Genomic DNA, 19,638 nt, shown 5'->3' on the forward strand with positions numbered 1-19,638 from the left:
ACCCGGGCCGACGCCCGGGTACGGCTCCTCAGTCCTTGCGTCAGGAATGGATGGCCTTGAGGAGATCGGCCCGTGAGGGACCGGGTGGCACGTGCTGTTCCACCTCGGGGACGAGCCGCGTGACCGCGTCGGCGAGGGCCGGAGCGCGCAGTGCATCGCGGGCGCCGGGCAGGAGATGGGCCGCTGCCCGTTCCGCGCGCAGTGCGTCGGTGTCGCGCCGCGCGAGCAGAGCGAGTCCTTTGGCCCGGATCCAGTCAGGGTTCCGGTAGACGGTCCCGGCCGTGTGCGCGTCCATCTCGGCGAGACGGTGGCGGGTGTAGGCGGCAGTGAGCTCGTACACCCTTCCGAGGCTGTCCCTGGTCGCCTCCGCGAACCGGGTGACGAGTTCGACGGGGTGAGCGGTGCCCGTCCGTCGCAGGGTTTCCCGCAGGAGCAGGCTGTGCCGCAGGCTCATGGCCAGCCCGCGTCCCACGGTCGGCGTGGTGATGGCCCAGGCGTCCCCGACGGCCACCAGCCCGGTGACGAGAGGGCGTTGGGTGTCGTACAGGGGCCGTTTGCGGTCCGTGAGGCCGGCCATGATCTGGATGCCGTCGGTGACGGGCCGCCCGTCGAGCCAGCGGTCCGCGCCGGGGAACAGACGCACGGCGGCGGACCAGGCGCGCTCGTTCCGCAGGGCCCGCCGCAGCTGCTGGTCGTCGCTGCGGCCGATGAGACAGAGCGAGTACGTGCCGTGGTCGGCCGGGATGCGCAGGAGACCGAGCGACCCGTGCTCCACCACCAGGGGAAACCGGTCCGTCGGCAGCGCGCCGTCGGCGGACCGGAAGTACTGGCTGTAGTAGGTGAAGCCGCGCCGACCGGACTCGTCGACCGGACACGGCACGCCGATGGCCCGCAGCCAGAAGGGCAGTTGGGACCTGCGCCCGGTGCAGTCGACCACCAGGTCGGCCGCCGTACCGCCCGCGTGGGTCTCCACTCCGGTGACCAGAGGAACACGATCGCCGGACGCGCCACCGTACGGGATCCGCGGGCCCGGCGAGCTGCGCAGGCCCCGGCAGGCGGTACCCCATCCGATGCGGATGCCCGCCCCCTGGGCGACGCGCGTCGCGGCGGATTCGAGCAGGGAACGCCGAGCGGCGAGGGTGTCGAACCGTTCGTCCCCGGCCAACAGCGGACCGCGGAAGGCCGGTTCGGGCGCCAGTACATTCATTCGGACCGCCCCCGCCTCCGTCATCTCCTGGACCAGGTCCGGGAGATGGGCCTCGGCCAGCTGAAGCCACCGTGCGAGCGGCAGGTGGGTCTGGCGCAGTTGGGCGATACCGGGGCGTGGCCACTGCGACCACGCGAGTTCCGTGTCGGGCGGCGGGGGCTGCGGATCGCGTTCCAGGACGGTCACCTCGTGGCCGTCCTGGGCGAGAAGCAGCGCTGTCTGCAGGCCGCCGAGCGCGGCACCGAGTACGACGATCCTCGCCATGGTCGGTTCTCTTCCTCCGGAGACGGGTCCGTCAGCGGTGAGTCCGTCGGCCGGGGCGGCTTCCTCACCATCCCGTGCCTGGCCTTCCTCCCTCACCATCCCCTGCCTATCCACGGCAGGGGATGGTTGGTCCTGAAGCGGCGCCGCAGACTATGAGCCATGAACGGAAAGCGGCCCCTCGGGGAGTTTCTGCAGAAACGCCGGTCCCAGGTGCGGCCGGACGACGTGGGGCTCCCCACGTACGGGGAACGACGGAGGGTGCCCGGTCTGCGCCGCGAGGAGCTGGCGCTCCTGGCCGGGGTGAGTTCCTCGTACTACACCAGGCTCGAACAGGGGCACTCGTCGAACGCCTCACCGGAGGTCCTCGACGCCATTGCCCGGGCTCTGGATCTGGACGACGCCGACCGTCTCCACCTGCACGATCTCGCCGTGGCGCAGCGCCGCCCGGCGAAACCACGCAGGGTGCCGCCGGAGCAGGTGGCGGCGTCGGTCCGCCAGTTGGTGTCGGCCCTGACCGACGTGCCCGTGGTCGTCCTCGGCCGGCGCTGCGACATCCTGGCCTGGAACCGGACGGGACATCTGCTCTTCGCGGGGCACCTCGACCCGGAAAGCCCGGACCGGCCCGCGGAACGGCCGAACATGGCGGAGCTGGTGTTCTGCGACTGCCATACGCGGGACCTGTACGCCGACTGGCAGCAGAAAGCCCGCGATGTGGTCGGAACGCTGCGCCTCGCGGCGGGCCGTCATCCGGACGACCCGAAAATGGCCTCACTCGTCGGTCATCTCCTGCTGAAAAGCCATGAATTCGAATCGCTGTGGGCCGATCACCGGGTTCGTGCCTGCCCCGTCGCGATCTACACCATGAGGCATCCGTCGGTGGGCTCGATCGAGGTGACCCAGCAGACCCTCCAGGCCGAATCGGACCAGCGGATCGTCATGGTCACCGCGGCGCCCGGCTCGGCCTCCGCCCACGCACTCGCCCTTCTCTCCCGCACCGCGCATTCCTTGCCCGCACCGCACATTCCGATCCCGGCAACGGGGCCGGCTCCGCGGTGACCTCACGCCGGAGAACCCTTTTCTGATCCGGCGTCAATCGTCAATTGCTCTACGCAGAAGCATTTTCGTCGCTGCGTTTCCTTGTCATGCCCGAAAACCAGAAGGAATCATGAAGAAGAACCTCAAGAGCGCTGTTCTCGCCGCCGCCGCGGCCGGCCTTTCCCTCGTGACGGTCGCCACGGCGACGGAGGCGGTCGCCGCCACCGCACCGCTGTCCCAGGCCCGGATCGTCACCCACTTCGACCTGGCCCAGGGACAGCTGCCGGAGAACGCCGTCATCGAGCCGAACGGCTCCGTGGACGTCACCTTCGCCGCCGCCCGCCAAGTGGCGCGCATAGCCCGGAGCGGCGCGACACAGATCCTGGCCACCCTGCCGGCTCCCTCCGACGGCGGCGTCCACACCCCGGTGCTCGGCTTCCCCCTGACCACCGGGCTCGTCCGTACCGACGACGGAACCCTGTACGTCCTCTACGCCACCGGCACCGCGGACCTGACAGGCCTGTGGCGGCTGAAGCCGGGGCACAGGGCCCCGGAACGGATCGCCGCCCTCCCCGCCGACGGCCTGCCCAACGGACTTGCCTTCGATCCCCGCTCGCGCGCCTTCTACATCACGGACTCGGTCCTCGGCACCGTATGGCGAGTCCCCGCGAACGGCGGACGCGCGACGGCCTGGTCGACCGCACCGGAGCTCGCCGCACAGGGATTCCTCGGAGCCAATGGCGCACGCGTGCACGAGGGCGCGCTGTGGGTGACCAACCTCGACCGGGGCACCGTACTGAGCCTCCCCCTCCGCGGCGGCCACCGCGCGGGCACACCGACCGTCAGGGCCACCGGACTTGAGGGCATCGACGACTTCGCCTTCACCGGCCGGGGCAACGAGATCCTCGCCGCGCTCAACGGGCCCGGCACGGTCGTGCGCATCGCGGACGACGGCACGCACACCACCGTCCTGGACTCCTCCGACGGACTGCAGAACCCCACTTCCGTGGCGATCCGCGGCAAGGACGTCTACGTGCCCAGCGCCGCCTACCTCACCGCAACCGACCCCAACCTGCTCCACGCCCGCCTGAACCGTCACGGCCACTGAGCGCGGCAGCGATGTGGGTGTCACACTCCCGGCCCCGGCGGTGTCTTCATGCCGAACCGGCCGAACGGGCCGACGGACAAGGAGAACATCGTGACACTGCGCATTCCGAAGGCGGAGCTTCCCACCCAACTCCGGGAGACCACGATCAAGCAGTTCGGTGCCGTGCCCGAACCTTTCGAGGTGACGGCACACAATCCCAAGGTCGCCCAGGATGCCACGGAGATGGGTGGCAAAATCAGCCAGTGGGACATGGCCGACGAGTCTCTCAAGACGTTCGCGCACATGGCGGTCGCGGCACAGGTCGGCTGCAGTTGGTGCCTCGACATCAACTACTTCCAGGCGCTGAACAAGAACCTCGACCTGACCAAGGCGAGTCAAGTGCCGCGCTGGCGGGAGTCGGACGTGTTCACGCCGCTGGAGCGGGACGTACTGGAGTACGCCGAGGCGATGACCAGCACGCCGACGACCGTCACCGACGAGCTGTACGCGGGCCTGCTCGACCGGCTCGGCCCGGCGGCGATGGTGGAGCTGACCGCGGTCATCGGCTTCGCCAACATGTCGACCAGGAACAACACGGCGCACGGAATCACCTCGCAGGGCTTCTCCGACGCGTGCGGGATTCCGCTGGCCGCACGCTCGGAGAACCCCGGCGTGGTGTCGACGGCGATATGACCGAGGATCCCTACCTCGCCCATCGCAGCCTGTTGTTCACGGTCGCCTACGAGATGCTCGGCTCGGCGGCCGACGCGGAGGACGTATTGCAGGAGTCCTGGCTGCGGTGGGCCGACGTCGACCGTTCACAGGTGCGTGACGCGCGGGCGTATCTCGTCCGGATCGTCACACGGCAAGCGCTCAACCGGCTGCGGGCGTTGTCGCGCAGCCGCGTGGAGTACGTCGGCGAGTGGCTCCCGGAACCGCTGCTGACCAGCCCCGATGTCGCCGAGGACGTCGAACTCGCGGAGAGCGTCTCGATCGCGATGCTGACCGTCCTCGAAACGCTCGGACCGACGGAGCGAGCGGTGTTCGTACTCCGCGAAGTCTTCGAGATGCCGTACGGCGAGATAGCCGAGGTCGTCGGGAAGTCCGCGGCCACGGTACGGCAGATCGGGCGGCGGGCCCGCGAACATGTGGCGGCCCGACGGCCGCGGGTGCGGGTGAGCCGGTCGGAGCAGCAGGCCGTGGTGGAGCGCTTCCTGCTCGCGCTGCGCACCGGTCAGCTGCAGGAGCTGATGGCGGTCATGTCGCCGGACGTGGTCCTGATCGCCGATGGCGGCGGGGTGGTGGCCGCCGTTCAGGCACCGATCCACGGCGTCGAACCGGTGGCGAAGCTGCTCGCGCGCACGGATCGAGTGGTCACCCCGTTCGAGACGACGACCGTGTGGCTCAACGGCGCCCTCGCGGGCCGGGTCGAGGTCGACGGCGAGCCGGCCGCGGTCAGCCTCGTGGTGGACGGCGGGCGGGTCACCCGGATCTACCTGGTGAGAAACCCGCAGAAGCTGACACGGCTGGACGTGCGGTCCGAACTCTCCAGGTAGGCCTGTTGCTGCTCCGGCGTCGTGGGTGCTCCGGGCGGTTCCCAGCCGTCCGGAACACCCACGACCGCCTCGGTGAACGGCAACGAGGTGAACAGCAACTAGCCGAGGCGCGAGACCTGGTAGTGGCTGATGTACCAGTCCTCCTCCGTGCGCTTCACCACCACACTGAGGCTGACGGTGAGCGTGGGGCGGTCGGAGAACGAGAAGTCCACGCTCAGATAGCCCAGTACGAGGTCGTCGGCGAGGCGTCTCGTCTCGACGATCCGGTACGCGGCCGTCAGACCGAGGGGCTGGGAGTCGTAGTAGTCCGCGATGCCCTGGCGCCCCACGCTGTAGGGATGCAGCCCCTGGAAGATCGCGTCCTCCGTGAACAGGGAGGCGACCTTCTGCGGCTCGTGTCCGTCGACGGCGGCCTTCCACCGGTCGAGGAGGCCACGCAGGACCGATGCGGTGTCTGTGGTGCTGTTCATCGGGTTCTCCTTGCCGATGGGGTCATGGGCTCATGGGGTCGAGACGAGCGACGGGACCGTCAGTGACCGGCGCTCATGCCACCGTCGACGTGGAGGATCTCGCCGGTGACGAACGGCGCGTTCTCCAGGTAGATCACGGCGTCGACGATGTCGCTCTGCTCGCCCATCCGGCCGACCGGGTGCAGGCCGGCGAGGGCCGCATGGGTCTCCTCGGGGTGCATGGGGGTCTTGATGGTGCCCGGGGCGACGGCGTTGGTGCGGATGCCGCGGGTGGCGTACTCGATGGCGAGGGACTTGGTGGCGGACTGCAGGCCGCCCTTGGTCAGCGAGGCCAGCACGGAGGGCACGTTGGCGTCGGCGTTGTCGACCAGGCTGGTGGTGATGTTGACGATGTGGCCGCCGCCCTGGGCGAGCATGTGCTCGACGGCCAGCTGGGTGATGCGGAAGAAGCCGGTGACGTTCACGCCCGTCGCGGTGGCGTAGTCGTCCTGGGTGTAGTCCGTGAAGGGCTTGGCGACGAAGACGCCCGCGTTGTTGACCAGGGTGTCGACGCGGCCGAACCTCTCCACGCCGGCGGCGATGACGCGCTCGGCGGTCGCGGGGTCGGCGATGTCGCCCTGGACGGTCAGGATGTCCGCGTCGTCGGCGGGGGCGATGGTGCGTGAGGTGGCGACGACGGCGTAGCCGAGCTTGCGGTAGGCCTCGACCAGTCCGGCGCCGATGCCCTGCGATGCCCCGGTGATGACGGCGACCTTCTGGTGCTGGGTGCTCATGGTGACCTTCTCCGGTTGTGGGGTGCGGATTCCTGGACCGATTTCTTACTAGCCAACCGGTCGACTATTTGGAAACTAGGCGGCCTCAGGAGGAGAAGTCAAAGGTCAGAGGGGTGATGGCCAGGACCGGCTTTCTCCCAGCTGGTAGGGCTGGGCTCCCAGCGCAGGTCGGCGGGACGCCGTTCGGGAGGACGCCTGGCGTCGGAGTCGGAGTCGGCGTCGGGGTCGAGGTGGGGGCCGGCGACGGCGTCGGCTAGAGCTTGTGTGGGTCGCCGTCGGGCAGCCACGCGGCCGGGCCGTGGATGCCGAGGTCACCGACTCGGTCGCACAGGGCGTCGGCCACGGCGAGAACGGCGGTGCGGGCCTCACCGGCTCGCCGGACCAGGGACCAGGTCCAGTAGATCTCCGGCGCGACGACCGGGCGTTGGACGACGTCGGGCGGCAGCGGCGTGGTCTGACCCTTGGGGGAGTTGATGACCGGGCGGTCGCTGCGGCGTACGTGGTCGAAGAAGGCCGGGCCGGTGATGCCGCCGTCGAAGATACGAACCGCGTGGGCCCCGGTGTCGTGCGCCAGCTGCTCGGCGTAGGTGTTCCAGGAGGACCACGAGGTGGTGTCGTCGTCGAGGAGGACGACGGTGTCCTCGGCGGCCACCTCGCCGGTGTCGTCGCCGGCCGCGACGGCGTAGAGCCGGTCGGCGCCGATGAGCCGGGCCTCCAGGCCGTGCCGCTCCAGATCCTCGGACCGCACCCAGCACACGGCGAGGTCCAGGCTGCCGTCGGCGACCCGGGCGGCCTGGGTGTGGGAGGGCGCGATCCACGCGTCGATGTGGAGCTGGGCCACGGCGGAGGTGCGGGCTGTCAGGTCAGCCGGCAGCCAGTTGACGTAACCGAGCCGTACCGGATCCGATCCGGACAGGCGGCGGGCGCGGTGCTGGAGGTCGTCGGCCCGTTCCAGCAGGGCGCGGGTGTGGGGGAGCAGGGCCGAACCGGCCGGGGTGAGCGACACCGATCGGCGGTCACGGTCGAAGAGGCGCACCCCGAGATCGCGTTCGAGCGCCTTGATCTGCTGGGACAGGGACGGGCCGGCGATGAGCAGCCGCTCGGCGGCCCGGCCGAAGTTCAGCTCCTCGGCCACCGCCACGAAGTACCGCAGTTGGCGCAACTCCACATCCGTCATCGTACGTCCCGTAGGAGGCTGTCCCTATCAGCAGCGAGGCAGCCGGTCGTGGCGTCGGGCCTGGTCGCGGGCGGACGATGACGACCACAGGACGCGATCACCATCGCGGCGTTCCGGTTCCCGCCGGACACCCCATCGAGCGGAGCAGGACCATGCGAGAGTTCCTGGTCGAGATCACGACCACTGTCCCCGAGGGAACCAGCCAGGACGAGGTCGACCGGCGACGCGCGGCCGAAGCCGTCCGTGCCCGGGAACTCGCCGCCACCGGAAATCTGGCGCGGCTCTGGCGCCCGGTCGGCGAACTGCGCAGCATCGGCATCTGGCGGGCCTTGGACGAGGAGGAACTCCACGCGGAGGTGCTCGGCACACTGCCGCTTCGCCCGTGGATGACCTTCACCGTCACCGCACTCCAGTCCCACCCGAATGACCCGGGCGGGACCGACGCTACGCAGTGACGATCACCTCGCTTTACGACTCCCGTTCGCACTCCAGCCCCCGCGCACCCGCCTGCGTAGGGAGTCTGGAACCAGCGGGCATACGGCGTACGTTGAGACGCCATGCGGATCACGAAATACACCCATGCATGTGTGCGGCTCGAACACGATGGCCGGGTGCTGGTCATCGATCCCGGGACATGGAGCGAGCCGGCGGCCCTGATCGGCGCGGACGCCGTCCTGGTCACGCACGAGCACGCCGATCACATCGACGTCCTTCGCCTGGCCGGGCTCGGCGTGCCGGTGTACGCCCCGGCCGACGCCGACATTCCACAGCTGGAGACCATCGGGGTGTCCTCCGGGACCGAGTTCACCGCCGCCGGCTTCCGAGTGCGAGCGGTCGGCGGGCGTCACGCGTTCATCTACGACGGTGAGCCGGACTGCGCGAACCTCGGCTACATCGTCGACGAGTCGGTCTACCATCCCGGTGACTCGCTCCACGTCCCTGAGCAGCCGGTCGAGACGCTCCTGGTCCCGGCCCAGGGATCGTGGATGAAGATGGCGGAGGCCATCAACTTCGTCAACGCGATCGAACCGCGGAGGGTGTTCCCGATACACGACGCCCAGATCAACGATCGCGGCCTCAACAGCGTCAACGCCTGGCTCGCCGAGTCGACCGACAGCGGCTACCGCTATCTGGCGCCCGGCGAATCGCTCTGAGCCTGGGCCTGGGCCTGAGTCCGGGCCCGAGTCGTCAGTGGGCGATGCCGTCGATCAGGTCCCGGGCGCCCTGGCGCAGCAGGGCCACCGCGACGGAGGTGCCGAGGGTGGCCGGGTCGAGGGGCCCGGCCCACTCGTGGGCGTTGAGCTGGGTCTTGCCGTCCGGGGTGAACACGCAGGCGCGCAGGGAGAGTTCGCCGTTTCGTGCGGCCGTTGCGTAGCCGGCGATGGGGGAGTTGCAGTGGCCCTGGAGGACGTGGAGGAACATGCGCTCCGCGGTGGCCTCGCGGTGGGTGTCCGGGTCGCCGAGGGCGCTGACGGTGTCGATGACCGTCGTGTCGCCCTCGCGGCACTGCAGGGCGAGGATGCCCGCGCCGATCGGCGGCATCATGGTCTCGGGGGAGAGGATCTCGCTGATCACGTCGGTGCGCTCGATGCGCTCCAGGCCGGAGACCGCGAGCAGCAGCGCGTCCGCCTCGCCGGCCGCGAGCTTGGCCAGGCGCCGGTTGGCGTTGCCGCGGAAGGGCACGCACTGAAGATGCGGGTGGGATGCGGCCAACTGGGCGATGCGGCGCACCGAGGAGGTGCCGATGCGGGTTCCGTCCGGCAGCTCGTCGAGGGTGAGTCCGTCGGGGTGGATGAGGGCGTCGCGGATGTCGTCCCGCTTGAGGAACGCGGCGAACATGGTGCCCGCCGGGAGCGGCCGGTCGGCGGGCACGTCCTTGACGCAGTGCACCGCCAGGTCCGCCTCGCCGGCCAGGAGTGCGGCGTCGACCTCCTTGGTGAACGCCCCCTTGCCCTCGACCTGGGCGAGATCGCCCATCCACTTGTCGCCGGTCGTCTTCACGGGCACCACTTCGGTGCGCAAGTGCGGGTACAGCGCGGCGAGTTCACCTTGGACGCGCGCCACCTGGGCCAGCGCCATGGGCGAGTCGCGCGAGACGATACGGATCAGTTCAGGGACGGACATGCGGACACGATAGACCCTTGAAGCCGCCGTTCCGGCATCCGCCGGAAACGTGCGGACGGCGTCGGACGCGTCGCCTGCGGAAACAGACGGCGTGCCGGCGCGCGGCCCGGCCCCCCGGCCCGGGCCGCGCGCCGGCTCTCAGACCGCGGTCCGCTCCACGGGGATCCACAGCTCCGCGTCGGCGTGCGTGGCATCCTGCGACAGCCGGGTCCGCAGGATCTCGGGCCCGGGCCGGCTCTGGTACGGATTGGACGGGAACCACTGGGTGAACACGTCCCGCCACAGGTACTGGAGCGCCTGCGGGAACGGCCCGGAGTTCTCGAACACGGCCCATGTCCCGGCCCGGACGGTGAGCGCGTCCATGTCCTCGGGCACGGCGGCGTGGGTCACCACGCCGTGGTAGTAGTCGAGTTCGGTTCCCTCGGCGCGGCTCTCGTCCAGGTTGTCGCTCACCGAGATGATGCCCTCCGGCTGCTGATCGGACAGCTGCTCGATGCGCTGGATCGTCTCCTTGCCGATGCCCCGGATGAAGTCGGCGATCGCCGGGTTCATCCCCTCGTGCACGAGGGGGACGCGCGCCTTCTTGCCCACCACCCGGAACTCCTCCTTCTCCACGACCCTGTATCGCATGCTGCTGCTCCCTTCGACGACGAGTCGGAAGGACATCCGGGGCTGGGACTGCAGACTCGCACCGACCCGCCTGGCCTCGCCGGGACCGACGCCGTGCATCGTGCGGAACGCACGCGCGAACGCCTCCCCCGAGGTGTAGCCGTAGCGCACCGCGATCTCCAGCAGTGTCCGTTCACCGGCCAGCACCTCGGCACCCGCGATCGTCAGGCGCCTGCGCCGGATGTACTCCGACAGCGGAATCCCCGCCAGCGCCGAGAACAGCCGCCGGAAGTGGTACTCCGACGTCACCGCGATCCGCGCCAGTTCGGACACCTCGATGCGCTGATCGAGGTGGCACTCGATGTGCTCCATGGCCTGGTTGAGCCGCTCCAGCACCCCGGTCTCCTTCCCTTTCGATCACCAACGTTAGGAAGGACCCACCCTGCCGGACCCGACATCCTGTGCCCGGTTCGGTCGGGTACGACGCCCGCCCCGACCAGCGCGTACGCGTCACTGCTGAGGGAGCCCGCGCACCGGATGCCTGCTCATGATCGAGACGCGGTTGAAGGCGTTGATGGTGAGGGCCACCCAGATCACGGCGGATATCTCGTCCTCGGTCAGGACTCGGCGGGCTTCCTCGTAGGCGTCCTCCTGGGCGGTCGCGTTCGCGATGTCGGTGGTCGCTTCCGCCAGGGCGAGCGCGGCCCGTTCCCTTGGCGTGAACAGTTCCGTGTCACGCCAGGCGGGCAGTACGCCCAGGCGTTGTGTGGTCTCGCCCGCGCGAAGTGCGGCCTTGGTGTGCACGTTGAGGCAGAAGGCGCAGCCGTTGATCTGGGACACACGGAGGTTGATCAGCTCCACGAGGGCGCGGTCGAGGCCCGCGTCGGCAGCGGTCGCACGGACGGCCTCGGAGGCCTGGACCAGCGCGTGATAGGCCTTGGGGCTCTGCTTGTCGATGAAGACCCGCCTGCCCGCGGTGCCCGTCGTCGTGTCGCTCAAGCTGAACTCCTTCGGCGGGCCGTCCCCGGCCCTGATCGTTGCGTCGCGTCCGTCGCGTACGCGTCGGGATCATCGTCGCAGGCCTCATGTGACGCCTGCCTTCCGGGGACTTGAAACCGTTCAATTGCTTCGCCTCGTGACTGCAGCGAACCCGGCCGAAGTCACACCTTCATCGGACTGTCCGTCAAGAAATCCCTGCACACTCATTGACCCTCGTCTCGGGCGCCCCTACGTTCACCTAAGTCCAACGCCGTGAATCGATTCATCATCCTGCGTTAGGGGCCCGTAGTGATAAGTAGGAGGAACATCCTGGCGAGCGCGGCGGCCACGGTTGCCGGTGTGGCCGCCGGAGCAGGATCGGCCGCCGCCGCGCCGGCGTCCGCATCCGCTCAGGCGTCCGCGCAACGCGGCGCCCTGCGCGTCACCGCGCCGACCGTCGAGTACGTTCAGCATCCCCTGGGCCTCGACGCGCAACGCCCTCGCCTGAGCTGGCCGATGGCCTCGGAAAAGCCGGGGTCACGTCAGAGCGCCTATCAGGTCCGCGTCGCCTCCAGCGAGTCGCGCCTGTCCCGCCCGGATGTCTGGGACAGCGGGAAGATCGCCTCCGGCGATTCGTCCCTCGTTCCGTACGCGGGCCCTCAACTCAAGCCGCGGACACGCTACTTCTGGTCCGTGCGGGTGTGGGACGGCGACGGCGAGGCGTCCGGCTGGAGCGCGCCGTCGTGGTGGGAAACGGGCCTCATGGGCGCCGCGCAGTGGTCCGCGAACTGGATCTCCGCTCCCGCGGCCCTTACCGACGCGCCGTCCCTCGAAGGCTGTGACTGGATCTGGTTCCCCGAGGGCGAACCGGCCAACAGCGCGCCCGCGGCGACCCGTTGGTTCCGCCGGACCTTCGACCTCCCGGCCGGAGTCACGGCGGCGACCCTCGCCCTCACCGCCGACAACGTGTACTCCGTCTCCGTGAACGGCGCCGAGGTGGCCCACACCGACCTGGAGACGGACCACGACGGCTGGCGTCGACCGGCCGTCGTCGACGTACTCGCCCAGGTGCGCTCCGGCGGCAACGTCCTCGCGGTGTCGGTGACGAACGCGACCGTCGGACCCGCCGGCCTGGTCGCCGTCCTGACCGTCCGGACGCCCGCCGGTGAGCAGCGGATCGTCACCGACACCTCCTGGAGGTCGACGGACAAGGAACCCGCCGACGGCTGGCGCGACGCAGACTTCGACGACAGCGGCTGGCAGGCGGCGAAGAAGGCAGCCGCGTGGGGAGCCGGGCCATGGGGCAGGGTCGTCCCGGTCGTGTACGCCGCCAACCAACTGCGGCACGAGTTCCGGCTGCCGCGAAAGAAGGTGTCACGCGCACGCCTGTACGCCACGGCTCTCGGCCTGTACGAGGCGCACCTCAACGGCCGCCGCGTGGGCCGCGATGAGTTGGCCCCCGGCTGGACCGACTACCGCGAGCGCGTCCAGTACCAGACGTACGACGTCACAGGGCTCGTGCGGCAGGGCGCAAACGCCATCGGCGCCTACGTGGCTCCGGGCTGGTACGCGGGCAACGTCGGCATGTTCGGGCCCCACCAGTACGGTGAACGCCCGGCGCTGCTGGCGCAGTTGGAGGTCGAGTACGCCGACGGCACGAGCGAGCGCATCACCTCGGGCACCCAGTGGCGGGCCACTTCCGGACCCATCGTCTCCGCCGACCTGCTGGGCGGCGAGACGTACGACGCGCGCAAGGAGACCGCCGGCTGGACCTCACCCGGCTTCGACGACCGGGCGTGGCTCGCCGTGCGCGCCGCGGGAGATGCCGCTCCCGACCTGATCGACGCCCAGGTGGACGGCGCGGTCCGTGTGGCCAGGGAACTCCCGGTCAAGAAGGTGACGGAACCCAAGCCGGGCGTCTTCGTCTTTGACCTGGGCCAGAACATGGTCGGCTCGGTCCGGCTGCGTGTCGCGGGCCCCGCGGGAACGTCCGTGAGGCTGAGACACGCCGAGGTCCTCAACCCGGACGGCACCCTCTACACCGCGAACCTGCGCACCGCCGCGGCGACCGACACGTACATCCTGAAAGGCCGTGGCGAGGAGACGTACGAGCCGCGCTTCACCTTCCACGGGTTCCGCTATGTCGAGGTGACCGGGTTCCCGGGCACTCCCTCGGCGAAGGCCATGACCGGCCGCGTCATGCACACGGCGGCGCCCTTCACCTTCGAGTTCGAGACGAACGTCCCGATGCTCAACAAGCTGCACAGCAACATCACTTGGGGGCAGCGCGGCAACTTCCTCTCCATCCCGACGGACACACCCGCGCGCGACGAACGCCTGGGATGGACGGGCGACATCAACGTCTTCGCGCCCACGGCCGCGTACACCATGGAATCGGCCCGCTTCCTCACCAAGTGGCTCGTGGACCTGCGCGACGCACAGACCGCCGAGGGTGCCTTCACCGATGTGGCGCCCATGGTCGGGACGGTCGGCAACGGCGTCGCCGGATGGGGCGACGCGGGCGTCACGGTCCCGTGGTCCCTGTACCAGGCGTACGGCGACCGGCAGGTGCTGGAGGACGCCTGGACGTCCATCCAGGCCTGGTTGAAGTACCTGGAGAAGAACAGCACCGGCCTGCTGCGGCCGGCCAGCGGCTACGGCGACTGGCTCAACATCTCCGACGAGACACCGAAGGACGTCATCGCCACCGCGTACTTCGCGCACAGTGCCGACCTTGCGGCCCGGACGGCCGGGGAGCTCGGCAAGGACCCCGCCCCCTACCGCGACCTCTTCGAGCGCGTCCGCAAGGCGTTCCAGGACGCCTACGTCACCGCCGACGGCAGGGTGAAGGGCGACACGCAGACGGCGTACGTCCTCGCCCTGTCGATGAACCTGCTGCCGGACGCACTGCGGAAAGCGGCGGCCGACCGGCTCGTCGCGCTGATCGAGGCCAAGGACTGGCATCTGTCGACCGGCTTCCTCGGTACGCCCCGGCTGCTGCCCGTGCTCACCGACTCCGGGCACACCGATGTCGCCTACCGGCTGCTCCAGCAGCGCTCCTTCCCCAGCTGGGGCTACCAGATCGACAAGGGCGCCACCACGATGTGGGAACGCTGGGACTCCATCGAGCCCGACGGCGACTTCCAGACACCGGACATGAACTCCTTCAACCACTACGCCTACGGCTCGGTGGGGGAGTGGATGTACACGAACATCGCCGGTATCTCGGCGGGCCGGCCCGGCTACCGGGAGATCGTCATCCGTCCCCGTCCGGGCGGTGACGTCACCTCCGCACGCGCCACGTTCACCTCGGTCCACGGTCCGATCTCGACGAGGTGGCAACAGCGGTCCGGCGGCTTCGTCCTGACGTGCACCGTGCCCGCCAACACGACCGCCGAGGTATGGATCCCCGCGGACGGTCCGGACGCGGTCACCCACACCCGCGCGACGTTCCTGCGCGAGGAGGACGGCTGCGTGGTGTACCGCGCCGGGTCCGGCAGCCACCGCTTCACCACGTAGCGCGTGACTGCCCGAGACGGCTGAACACGTCGGCGCGGGCTGCCCGGTGGCAGCCCGCGCCGCACGTCGAGGTCGTCGGTCAGGAACTCATGCAGAGGACCGCGGCTTCGCGGTCACAGGACGCGGCGTCTACGGCCGAGCCAGGTCTGGGCCACCACCACGACGGCGAGGAAGGCCCCGCTGACGACCTGCTGGTAGGCGGAGTCGAGGGAGCCGATCTGGTTGATGACGTTCTGGATCACCTTCAGCAGGAGCACCCCGACCAGCGAACCGCTGACGAACCCGAAACCGCCGGACAGCAGGGTGCCGCCGATGACGACCGCCGCGATGGCCTCCAGCTCCATGCCCGAGCCGAGGATCGTCACGCCCGACAGCAGCCAGGCCGCGTTGAGCGCGCCCGCGAGACCGGCGCACAGCCCCGACACGGCATACACCGCGATCTTCGTCCGTGCCACGGGGGCGCCCATCAGGGCCGCCGCGTCCTCGTTGCCGCCGACCGCGTACACGTACTGGCCGAATCTGGTGCGTCGCAGTACGACGGCTCCCAGTACGAACAGGGTCACCGTGATCCACACGGGCACGCCGATCCCGAGCAGTGAGCCCTGGCCGAGCGTCGCGAGGAACGAGTCCTTGTCGACGAGGTAGGTCCGGGAGCCCTCGTCGGTGATCGCCAGCAGGATGCCGCGCGCGCCGAGCATGGCGGCGAGGGTGACGATGAACGGGGCCAGTCCCGACCGGGCGATGAGCAGTCCGTTGACCAGGCCGATCAGCCCGCACACCGCGAGCGGGAGCAGCAGGGCCACCGCCGAGCCGTACTGCGAGCCCCAGGCCGCCACGACGCCGCCGAGGGCGAAGAGCGAGCCGACCGACAGGTCGATCCCGCCGGTCACGATGACGAACGTCATGCCGAGCGCGACCACGGCGAGGAAGGCCGAGGACAGCGCCATGTTCTCCAGGTTGTCGCCGGTCAGGAAGGTGTCGAAGCTCAGCGACGCCACGACCATGGCCATCAGGAGGGTGACCAGGGCCCCGTGCTGCTGGGCGAGGGCGCTGAAGCGGTCGGCGCGGCTCGGTCCCGGGTCCTCGTCGGTGACCTTTGGGACGGCGTCGGGCTGCATGTCGGCTTCCGTGGTCTCGGTGGTCATCGCTTCCCCCGTTCGCGGGCCGCGTAGACGGCACCGACGATCACCACGGCCTGGGCCATCTGCGTCCACGACGGCGGCAGGTCGTGCTTGACGAGCGTGGTGGTCAGCAGCTGGATGAGGACGGCACCGGCGACCGTGCCGCCGATCCGGACCCGGCCGCCGGACAGGGGAGTGCCGCCGACGACCACGGCGGTGATCGCCGACAGTTCCATCAGCGTGCCCAGCGAGGTCGGGTCACTGGCCGTCAGCCGGGCGGTGGCGAGGACGCCGGCCACCGCGGCCAGCGCGCCGGAGCACGCGTACACCACGATGAGGACCCGGCGGACGGGCAGGCCCGCGAGCCGGGCCGCCGGACGGCTGTCGCCGATGGCGAGCAACTGCCGCCCGAAGGTGGTGCGGCGCACCACGAACGCCACCAACAGGGCCAGGGCGACGGCGATGAGGACGAGATACGGGACACCCAGCACGTCGCCGGAGCCGAGCGCCGTCATGCCCGGATCGCGTACGTCCTTGAGCTGGGGGAGCAGGACCAGGGCCAGGCCGCGAGCGGCGACCATCAGGGCGAGCGTGGCGACGATCGGCTGAACTCCCAGGTGGGCGACCAGTGTTCCGTTCGCGAGCCCGATCAGGATGCCGCCCGCCACCGGCACGAGCACGGCGGCCCACGGCCCGTAGCCGAGATAGAGGGACAGCAGCGAGGTGGACAGGGCCATCACGGAACCCACCGACAGATCGACGCCCTCGGTGCCGATCGCCAGCGCCATGCCCAGCGCGACGATGAGCACGGGTGCGACCTGGACGGCCTGGGTGCGGAAGTTCTCCGCGGAGACGAAGTGATCGGTGAAGGCGAAGTTGAAGACCAGGAGCGCGGCGACGCCCGCGTAGACGCCGTACTCCTGGAGCAGGCGCAGCAGCCGGTCGCGATCCACCCGGCCCTGCGCGAGCGTGAGTTCAGTCATGGTGGCTCCCGGCGGGTTCGGCCGCGATGGCCCGCATCAGCGCGTCCTCGGTGACGGCGTCGCCGGTCAACTCGTCCACCACCGCCCCGTCCTTGAGTACGAGGATCCGGTCGCTGCCCTCGATCAACTCCTCGGTGTCGGAGGAGATCAGCAGCACGGCGAGTCCGTCGTCGGCGAGTTCGTCGATGAGTGCCTGTACCTCCGCCTTGGCGCCGACGTCGATCCCGCGGGTCGGCTCGTCCAGCAGCAGCACCTTCGGGTGCAGGGCGAGCCAGCGGGCCAGCAGCACCTTCTGCTGGTTGCCGCCGGAGAGTTCGCCCACCTTCTGGTGCGGGCCGGACGACTTGATGCGCAGCCGCTTCACGAAGGTGTCGACGATCCGGTCGATACGGGCGTCGTCCACCAGGCCGAACCGCGAGAGCGAGGGCAGGGCGGCCAGCGCGATGTTCTCCCGTACCGAAAGACCGGGGACGATGCCCTCGGCCTTGCGGTCCTCCGGCAGCAGGCTGATGCCGGCGCGGATCGCGGCCGGTGTCGAGCCGGTGCGCACGGGGGCGCCGCCGACCGAGACCCGGCCCGAGTCGGTCGGCAGCGCCCCGGCGACGGCCCTGGCCGTCTCGCTGCGGCCGGAGCCGAGCAGCCCGCCCAGGCCCACCACCTCGCCCGGGCGGATGGACAGCGAGACGTCCCGCAACTGGTGACGTACCGTCAATCCTTCGGCGTGCAGCATGGGTTCGGCCGACGCGTGGTGGGAGCCGGTGAACTTGGTCAGGCCCTCGCTGCGGACCTCGCCGATCTCCCGGCCCAGCATGAGCGAGACCAGACGCAGCCGGTCGAGGTCGGCGAGGCGGCCGGTGTGCACCACGCGGCCGTCGCGCAGCACGGTGACCGAGTCGCAGATCTCGTACAGCTCGTCCATGCGGTGGCTGACGTAGACCACGGCGATACCGCGCTCGCGCAGCATGCGGATCACGTCGAACAGGGTGCGCACCTCGCGCGGTTCGAGCGAGGAGGTGGGCTCGTCCATGATCACCACACGTGCGTCGATGGCGACGGCCCGGGCGAGGGCCACCATCTGCTGGGCGCCGACGCCGAGTTCGCGCAGCGGGCGGCGCACGTCGACGCGGATGCCCAGGCCGCGCAGTGCCTCGTCCGCCTCCCGGTGCATGCGCCGGAAGTCGATCAGGCCGAGCCGGCCGCGGGGTTCGCGGCCGAGGAGGAGGTTGCGCGCCACGCTCATCAGCGGGACGAGGTTGACCTCCTGGTAGATGGTCGAGATGCCTGCCTGCTGGGCTTGCAGGGGTGTGGTGAAGCGGACCGGCGTGCCGTCGTGGACGACCTCGCCCGCGTCCGGCAGGTAGACGCCGGTGAGTACTTTGATCAGGGTCGACTTGCCCGCGCCGTTCTCGCCGACGAGGGCGTGGACCTCCCCGGCGCGGGCGGTGAAGTCCACGTCGGACAACGCCTTCACGCCGGGGAAGACCTTGGACACGCCGGTGACAGCGAGCATCTCAGTACGCCTTGTCGAGGTCCGACTGGGCGTTGGCCTCGGTGTACGCGCTGTCCTTGATAACGATGTCTTGAGCCACCTCGGAGCCCTTGGTGAAGGTGTCCAGGGTCTGGAAGGCGAGCGGCCCGAAGCGCGGGTTGGACTCGATGACGCCGCTGATCCAGCCGTCCACGATGCCCTGCACGGCGTTGCGGGTGCCGTCGATGGTCACGATCTTCACGGCGCCCGCCTTCTTGCCCGCACCCTTGAGGGCGTTGACGGCACCGAGGCCCATCTCGTCGTTCTCGGCGTAGATGCCCTTGATCCCGGGCTTGGACTGGATGAGGTTCTCGGTGACCGACTGGCCCTTCTCGCGGGCGAATTCGCCGGTCTGCTGGAACACCACCTTGAGACCGGGCGCCTTGGCCTTGATCTGGTCGACGAAGCCCTTGGTGCGTTCCGTCGTGACGTTGTTGCCCGCCGAACCGAGCAGGATGGCGATGTCGCCCTTGCCCCCGGTGGCTTCGATCATCTCGTCGGCGGCTCGCTTGCCCTGCTCCACGAAGTCGGAGCCGATGAAGCTCACATAGTCCTTGCAGGCGGTGGCGTTGATCTTGCGGTCCACCGTGACGATCGGGATGTGCTTGGCTGCCGCCGTGCGCAGCACGGGTTCCCAGCCGTCCGAGTTGAGCGGCGCGATGACGAGCAGGTCGGCGCCCTTGGCGATGAGGTCCTGGACGTCGCTGATCTGCTTGGAGAACTGCGACTGGGCATTGGCGGTGAGGAGCTTGACGCCCCGCTTCTTCGCCTCCGCCTCGATGGAGGCCGTCTCCGCGATGCGGAAGGGATTGGCCTCCTTCTCGGACTGGGAGAAACCGACGGTGGCGCTCTTGAGGTCGAGCTTCTCGCCCCCGTACGCGTCGATGGTGCAGGTGGGCCCGGATCCGGCGCTGGGCGAGGCGACCTGCTGGCCGGAGTCACCCTGCTGGGGTGCGGCCTTGTCGCTGTCGGAGGAGTCCTCGGACTTGGTGCATCCGGTGGTCAGGACCAGGCTTGTCAGGAGGCCGGTGGCGAGGAGGGTTCGAGCGGAGGTACGACGAAGAAGTGCGGTGTGCTTCATGGGAGTTCCCCAAACGGCGCGGCCCCGGCGCTGAGAGCGCTCCCGGGGAGTTCGGCACTTGCGGTCAACATGGCGTGCACGTCGTTCAGGGGAGTTTTTTACATCGTTGGAAGGAGGCTGTAAACC

General features: G+C 69.7%; 18 protein-coding genes. 7 read left to right on the forward strand and 11 right to left on the reverse strand.

Features of this window, described 5'->3' with window-relative positions; translation table 11 throughout:
- Positions 1–40: 40 nt before the first annotated feature.
- Positions 41–1,471, reverse strand: coding sequence for an FAD-dependent oxidoreductase (locus AOK17_RS21910; RefSeq protein WP_055614222.1), 1,431 nt, complete (start codon positions 1,469–1,471; stop codon positions 41–43).
- Positions 1,472–1,630: 159 nt separating this feature from the next.
- On the opposite strand from AOK17_RS21910, the gene AOK17_RS21915 reads away from it, so the two are divergent.
- The 4 genes from AOK17_RS21915 to AOK17_RS21930 all read left to right on the forward strand — a co-directional run bounded on the left by AOK17_RS21915 (position 1,631) and on the right by AOK17_RS21930 (position 5,149).
- Entirely contained in the window at positions 1,631–2,527 is an 897-nt protein-coding gene (locus tag AOK17_RS21915) for a helix-turn-helix domain-containing protein (protein WP_055614223.1), read from the forward strand.
- A gap of 109 nt (positions 2,528–2,636) precedes the next feature.
- On the forward strand, positions 2,637–3,614 hold the full coding sequence (locus AOK17_RS21920; protein WP_055614224.1) for an SMP-30/gluconolactonase/LRE family protein: 978 nt from the start codon (positions 2,637–2,639) through the stop codon (positions 3,612–3,614).
- 90 nt (positions 3,615–3,704) lie between these two features.
- On the forward strand, positions 3,705–4,286 hold the full coding sequence (locus tag AOK17_RS21925; protein WP_055614302.1) for a carboxymuconolactone decarboxylase family protein: 582 nt from the start codon (positions 3,705–3,707) through the stop codon (positions 4,284–4,286).
- Positions 4,283–5,149, forward strand: a complete 867-nt coding sequence (locus AOK17_RS21930; protein WP_055614225.1) for an RNA polymerase sigma-70 factor — start codon at positions 4,283–4,285, stop codon at positions 5,147–5,149. The genes AOK17_RS21925 and AOK17_RS21930 overlap by 4 nt, the downstream gene beginning before the upstream one ends.
- 98 nt (positions 5,150–5,247) lie before the next feature.
- On the opposite strand, the gene AOK17_RS21935 is transcribed toward AOK17_RS21930, so the two are convergent.
- The 3 genes from AOK17_RS21935 to AOK17_RS21945 form a co-directional block, all read right to left on the reverse strand.
- Positions 5,248–5,619: an SgcJ/EcaC family oxidoreductase gene (locus AOK17_RS21935; protein WP_055614226.1), complete on the reverse strand. Its 372-nt coding sequence runs from the start codon at positions 5,617–5,619 to the stop codon at positions 5,248–5,250.
- 59 nt (positions 5,620–5,678) lie between these two features.
- On the reverse strand, positions 5,679–6,392 hold the full coding sequence (locus AOK17_RS21940; RefSeq protein ID WP_055614227.1) for an SDR family NAD(P)-dependent oxidoreductase: 714 nt from the start codon (positions 6,390–6,392) through the stop codon (positions 5,679–5,681).
- A gap of 253 nt (positions 6,393–6,645) precedes the next feature.
- Positions 6,646–7,569 carry a LysR family transcriptional regulator gene (locus AOK17_RS21945; protein ID WP_055614228.1) on the reverse strand — a complete coding sequence of 308 codons (924 nt, stop codon included), beginning with the start codon at positions 7,567–7,569 and terminating at the stop codon, positions 6,646–6,648.
- A 152-nt stretch (positions 7,570–7,721) separates the two neighbouring features.
- Between AOK17_RS21945 and AOK17_RS21950 the strand changes: the two genes are divergently transcribed.
- Positions 7,722–8,024 (forward strand): muconolactone Delta-isomerase family protein, encoded by a 303-nt coding sequence (locus AOK17_RS21950; protein WP_055614229.1) that lies wholly within the window; start codon positions 7,722–7,724, stop codon positions 8,022–8,024.
- Positions 8,025–8,126: 102 nt separating this feature from the next.
- Positions 8,127–8,723, forward strand: coding sequence for an MBL fold metallo-hydrolase (locus AOK17_RS21955; RefSeq protein WP_055614230.1), 597 nt, complete (start codon positions 8,127–8,129; stop codon positions 8,721–8,723).
- A gap of 34 nt (positions 8,724–8,757) precedes the next feature.
- On the opposite strand, the gene hemC is transcribed toward AOK17_RS21955, so the two are convergent.
- The 3 genes from hemC to AOK17_RS21970 all read right to left on the reverse strand — a co-directional run bounded on the left by hemC (position 8,758) and on the right by AOK17_RS21970 (position 11,301).
- Positions 8,758–9,693, reverse strand: a complete 936-nt coding sequence (gene hemC / locus AOK17_RS21960) for a hydroxymethylbilane synthase (RefSeq protein WP_055614231.1) — start codon at positions 9,691–9,693, stop codon at positions 8,758–8,760.
- Positions 9,694–9,831: 138 nt separating this feature from the next.
- Positions 9,832–10,698, reverse strand: coding sequence for an AraC family transcriptional regulator (locus AOK17_RS21965; RefSeq protein ID WP_055614232.1), 867 nt, complete (start codon positions 10,696–10,698; stop codon positions 9,832–9,834).
- A 114-nt stretch (positions 10,699–10,812) separates the two neighbouring features.
- Complete coding sequence (locus AOK17_RS21970; RefSeq protein WP_055614233.1) at positions 10,813–11,301, reverse strand: carboxymuconolactone decarboxylase family protein; 489 nt, start codon at positions 11,299–11,301, stop codon at positions 10,813–10,815.
- Between the two features lie 288 nt (positions 11,302–11,589).
- Between AOK17_RS21970 and AOK17_RS21975 the strand changes: the two genes are divergently transcribed.
- Positions 11,590–14,799, forward strand: a complete 3,210-nt coding sequence (locus AOK17_RS21975; protein WP_055614234.1) for an alpha-L-rhamnosidase — start codon at positions 11,590–11,592, stop codon at positions 14,797–14,799.
- A gap of 113 nt (positions 14,800–14,912) precedes the next feature.
- On the opposite strand, the gene AOK17_RS21980 is transcribed toward AOK17_RS21975, so the two are convergent.
- The 4 genes from AOK17_RS21980 to AOK17_RS21995 are packed head-to-tail and all read right to left on the reverse strand — an operon-like array spanning position 14,913 to position 19,512.
- Positions 14,913–15,917, reverse strand: coding sequence for an ABC transporter permease (locus AOK17_RS21980; protein WP_425424626.1), 1,005 nt, complete (start codon positions 15,915–15,917; stop codon positions 14,913–14,915).
- 23 nt (positions 15,918–15,940) lie between these two features.
- A complete protein-coding gene (locus AOK17_RS21985) occupies positions 15,941–16,903 on the reverse strand; it encodes an ABC transporter permease (RefSeq protein ID WP_055614236.1) in 963 nt (320 codons plus the stop codon).
- Positions 16,896–18,413 carry a sugar ABC transporter ATP-binding protein gene (locus tag AOK17_RS21990; RefSeq protein WP_055614237.1) on the reverse strand — a complete coding sequence of 506 codons (1,518 nt, stop codon included), beginning with the start codon at positions 18,411–18,413 and terminating at the stop codon, positions 16,896–16,898. The genes AOK17_RS21985 and AOK17_RS21990 overlap by 8 nt, the downstream gene beginning before the upstream one ends.
- Position 18,414: 1 nt before the next feature.
- A complete protein-coding gene (locus AOK17_RS21995; RefSeq protein WP_055614238.1) occupies positions 18,415–19,512 on the reverse strand; it encodes an ABC transporter substrate-binding protein in 1,098 nt (365 codons plus the stop codon).
- Between the last annotated feature and the right edge of the window lie 126 nt (positions 19,513–19,638).

This window comes from Streptomyces phaeochromogenes (assembly GCF_001418655.1).
GTDB lineage: Bacteria > Actinomycetota > Actinomycetes > Streptomycetales > Streptomycetaceae > Streptomyces > Streptomyces phaeochromogenes.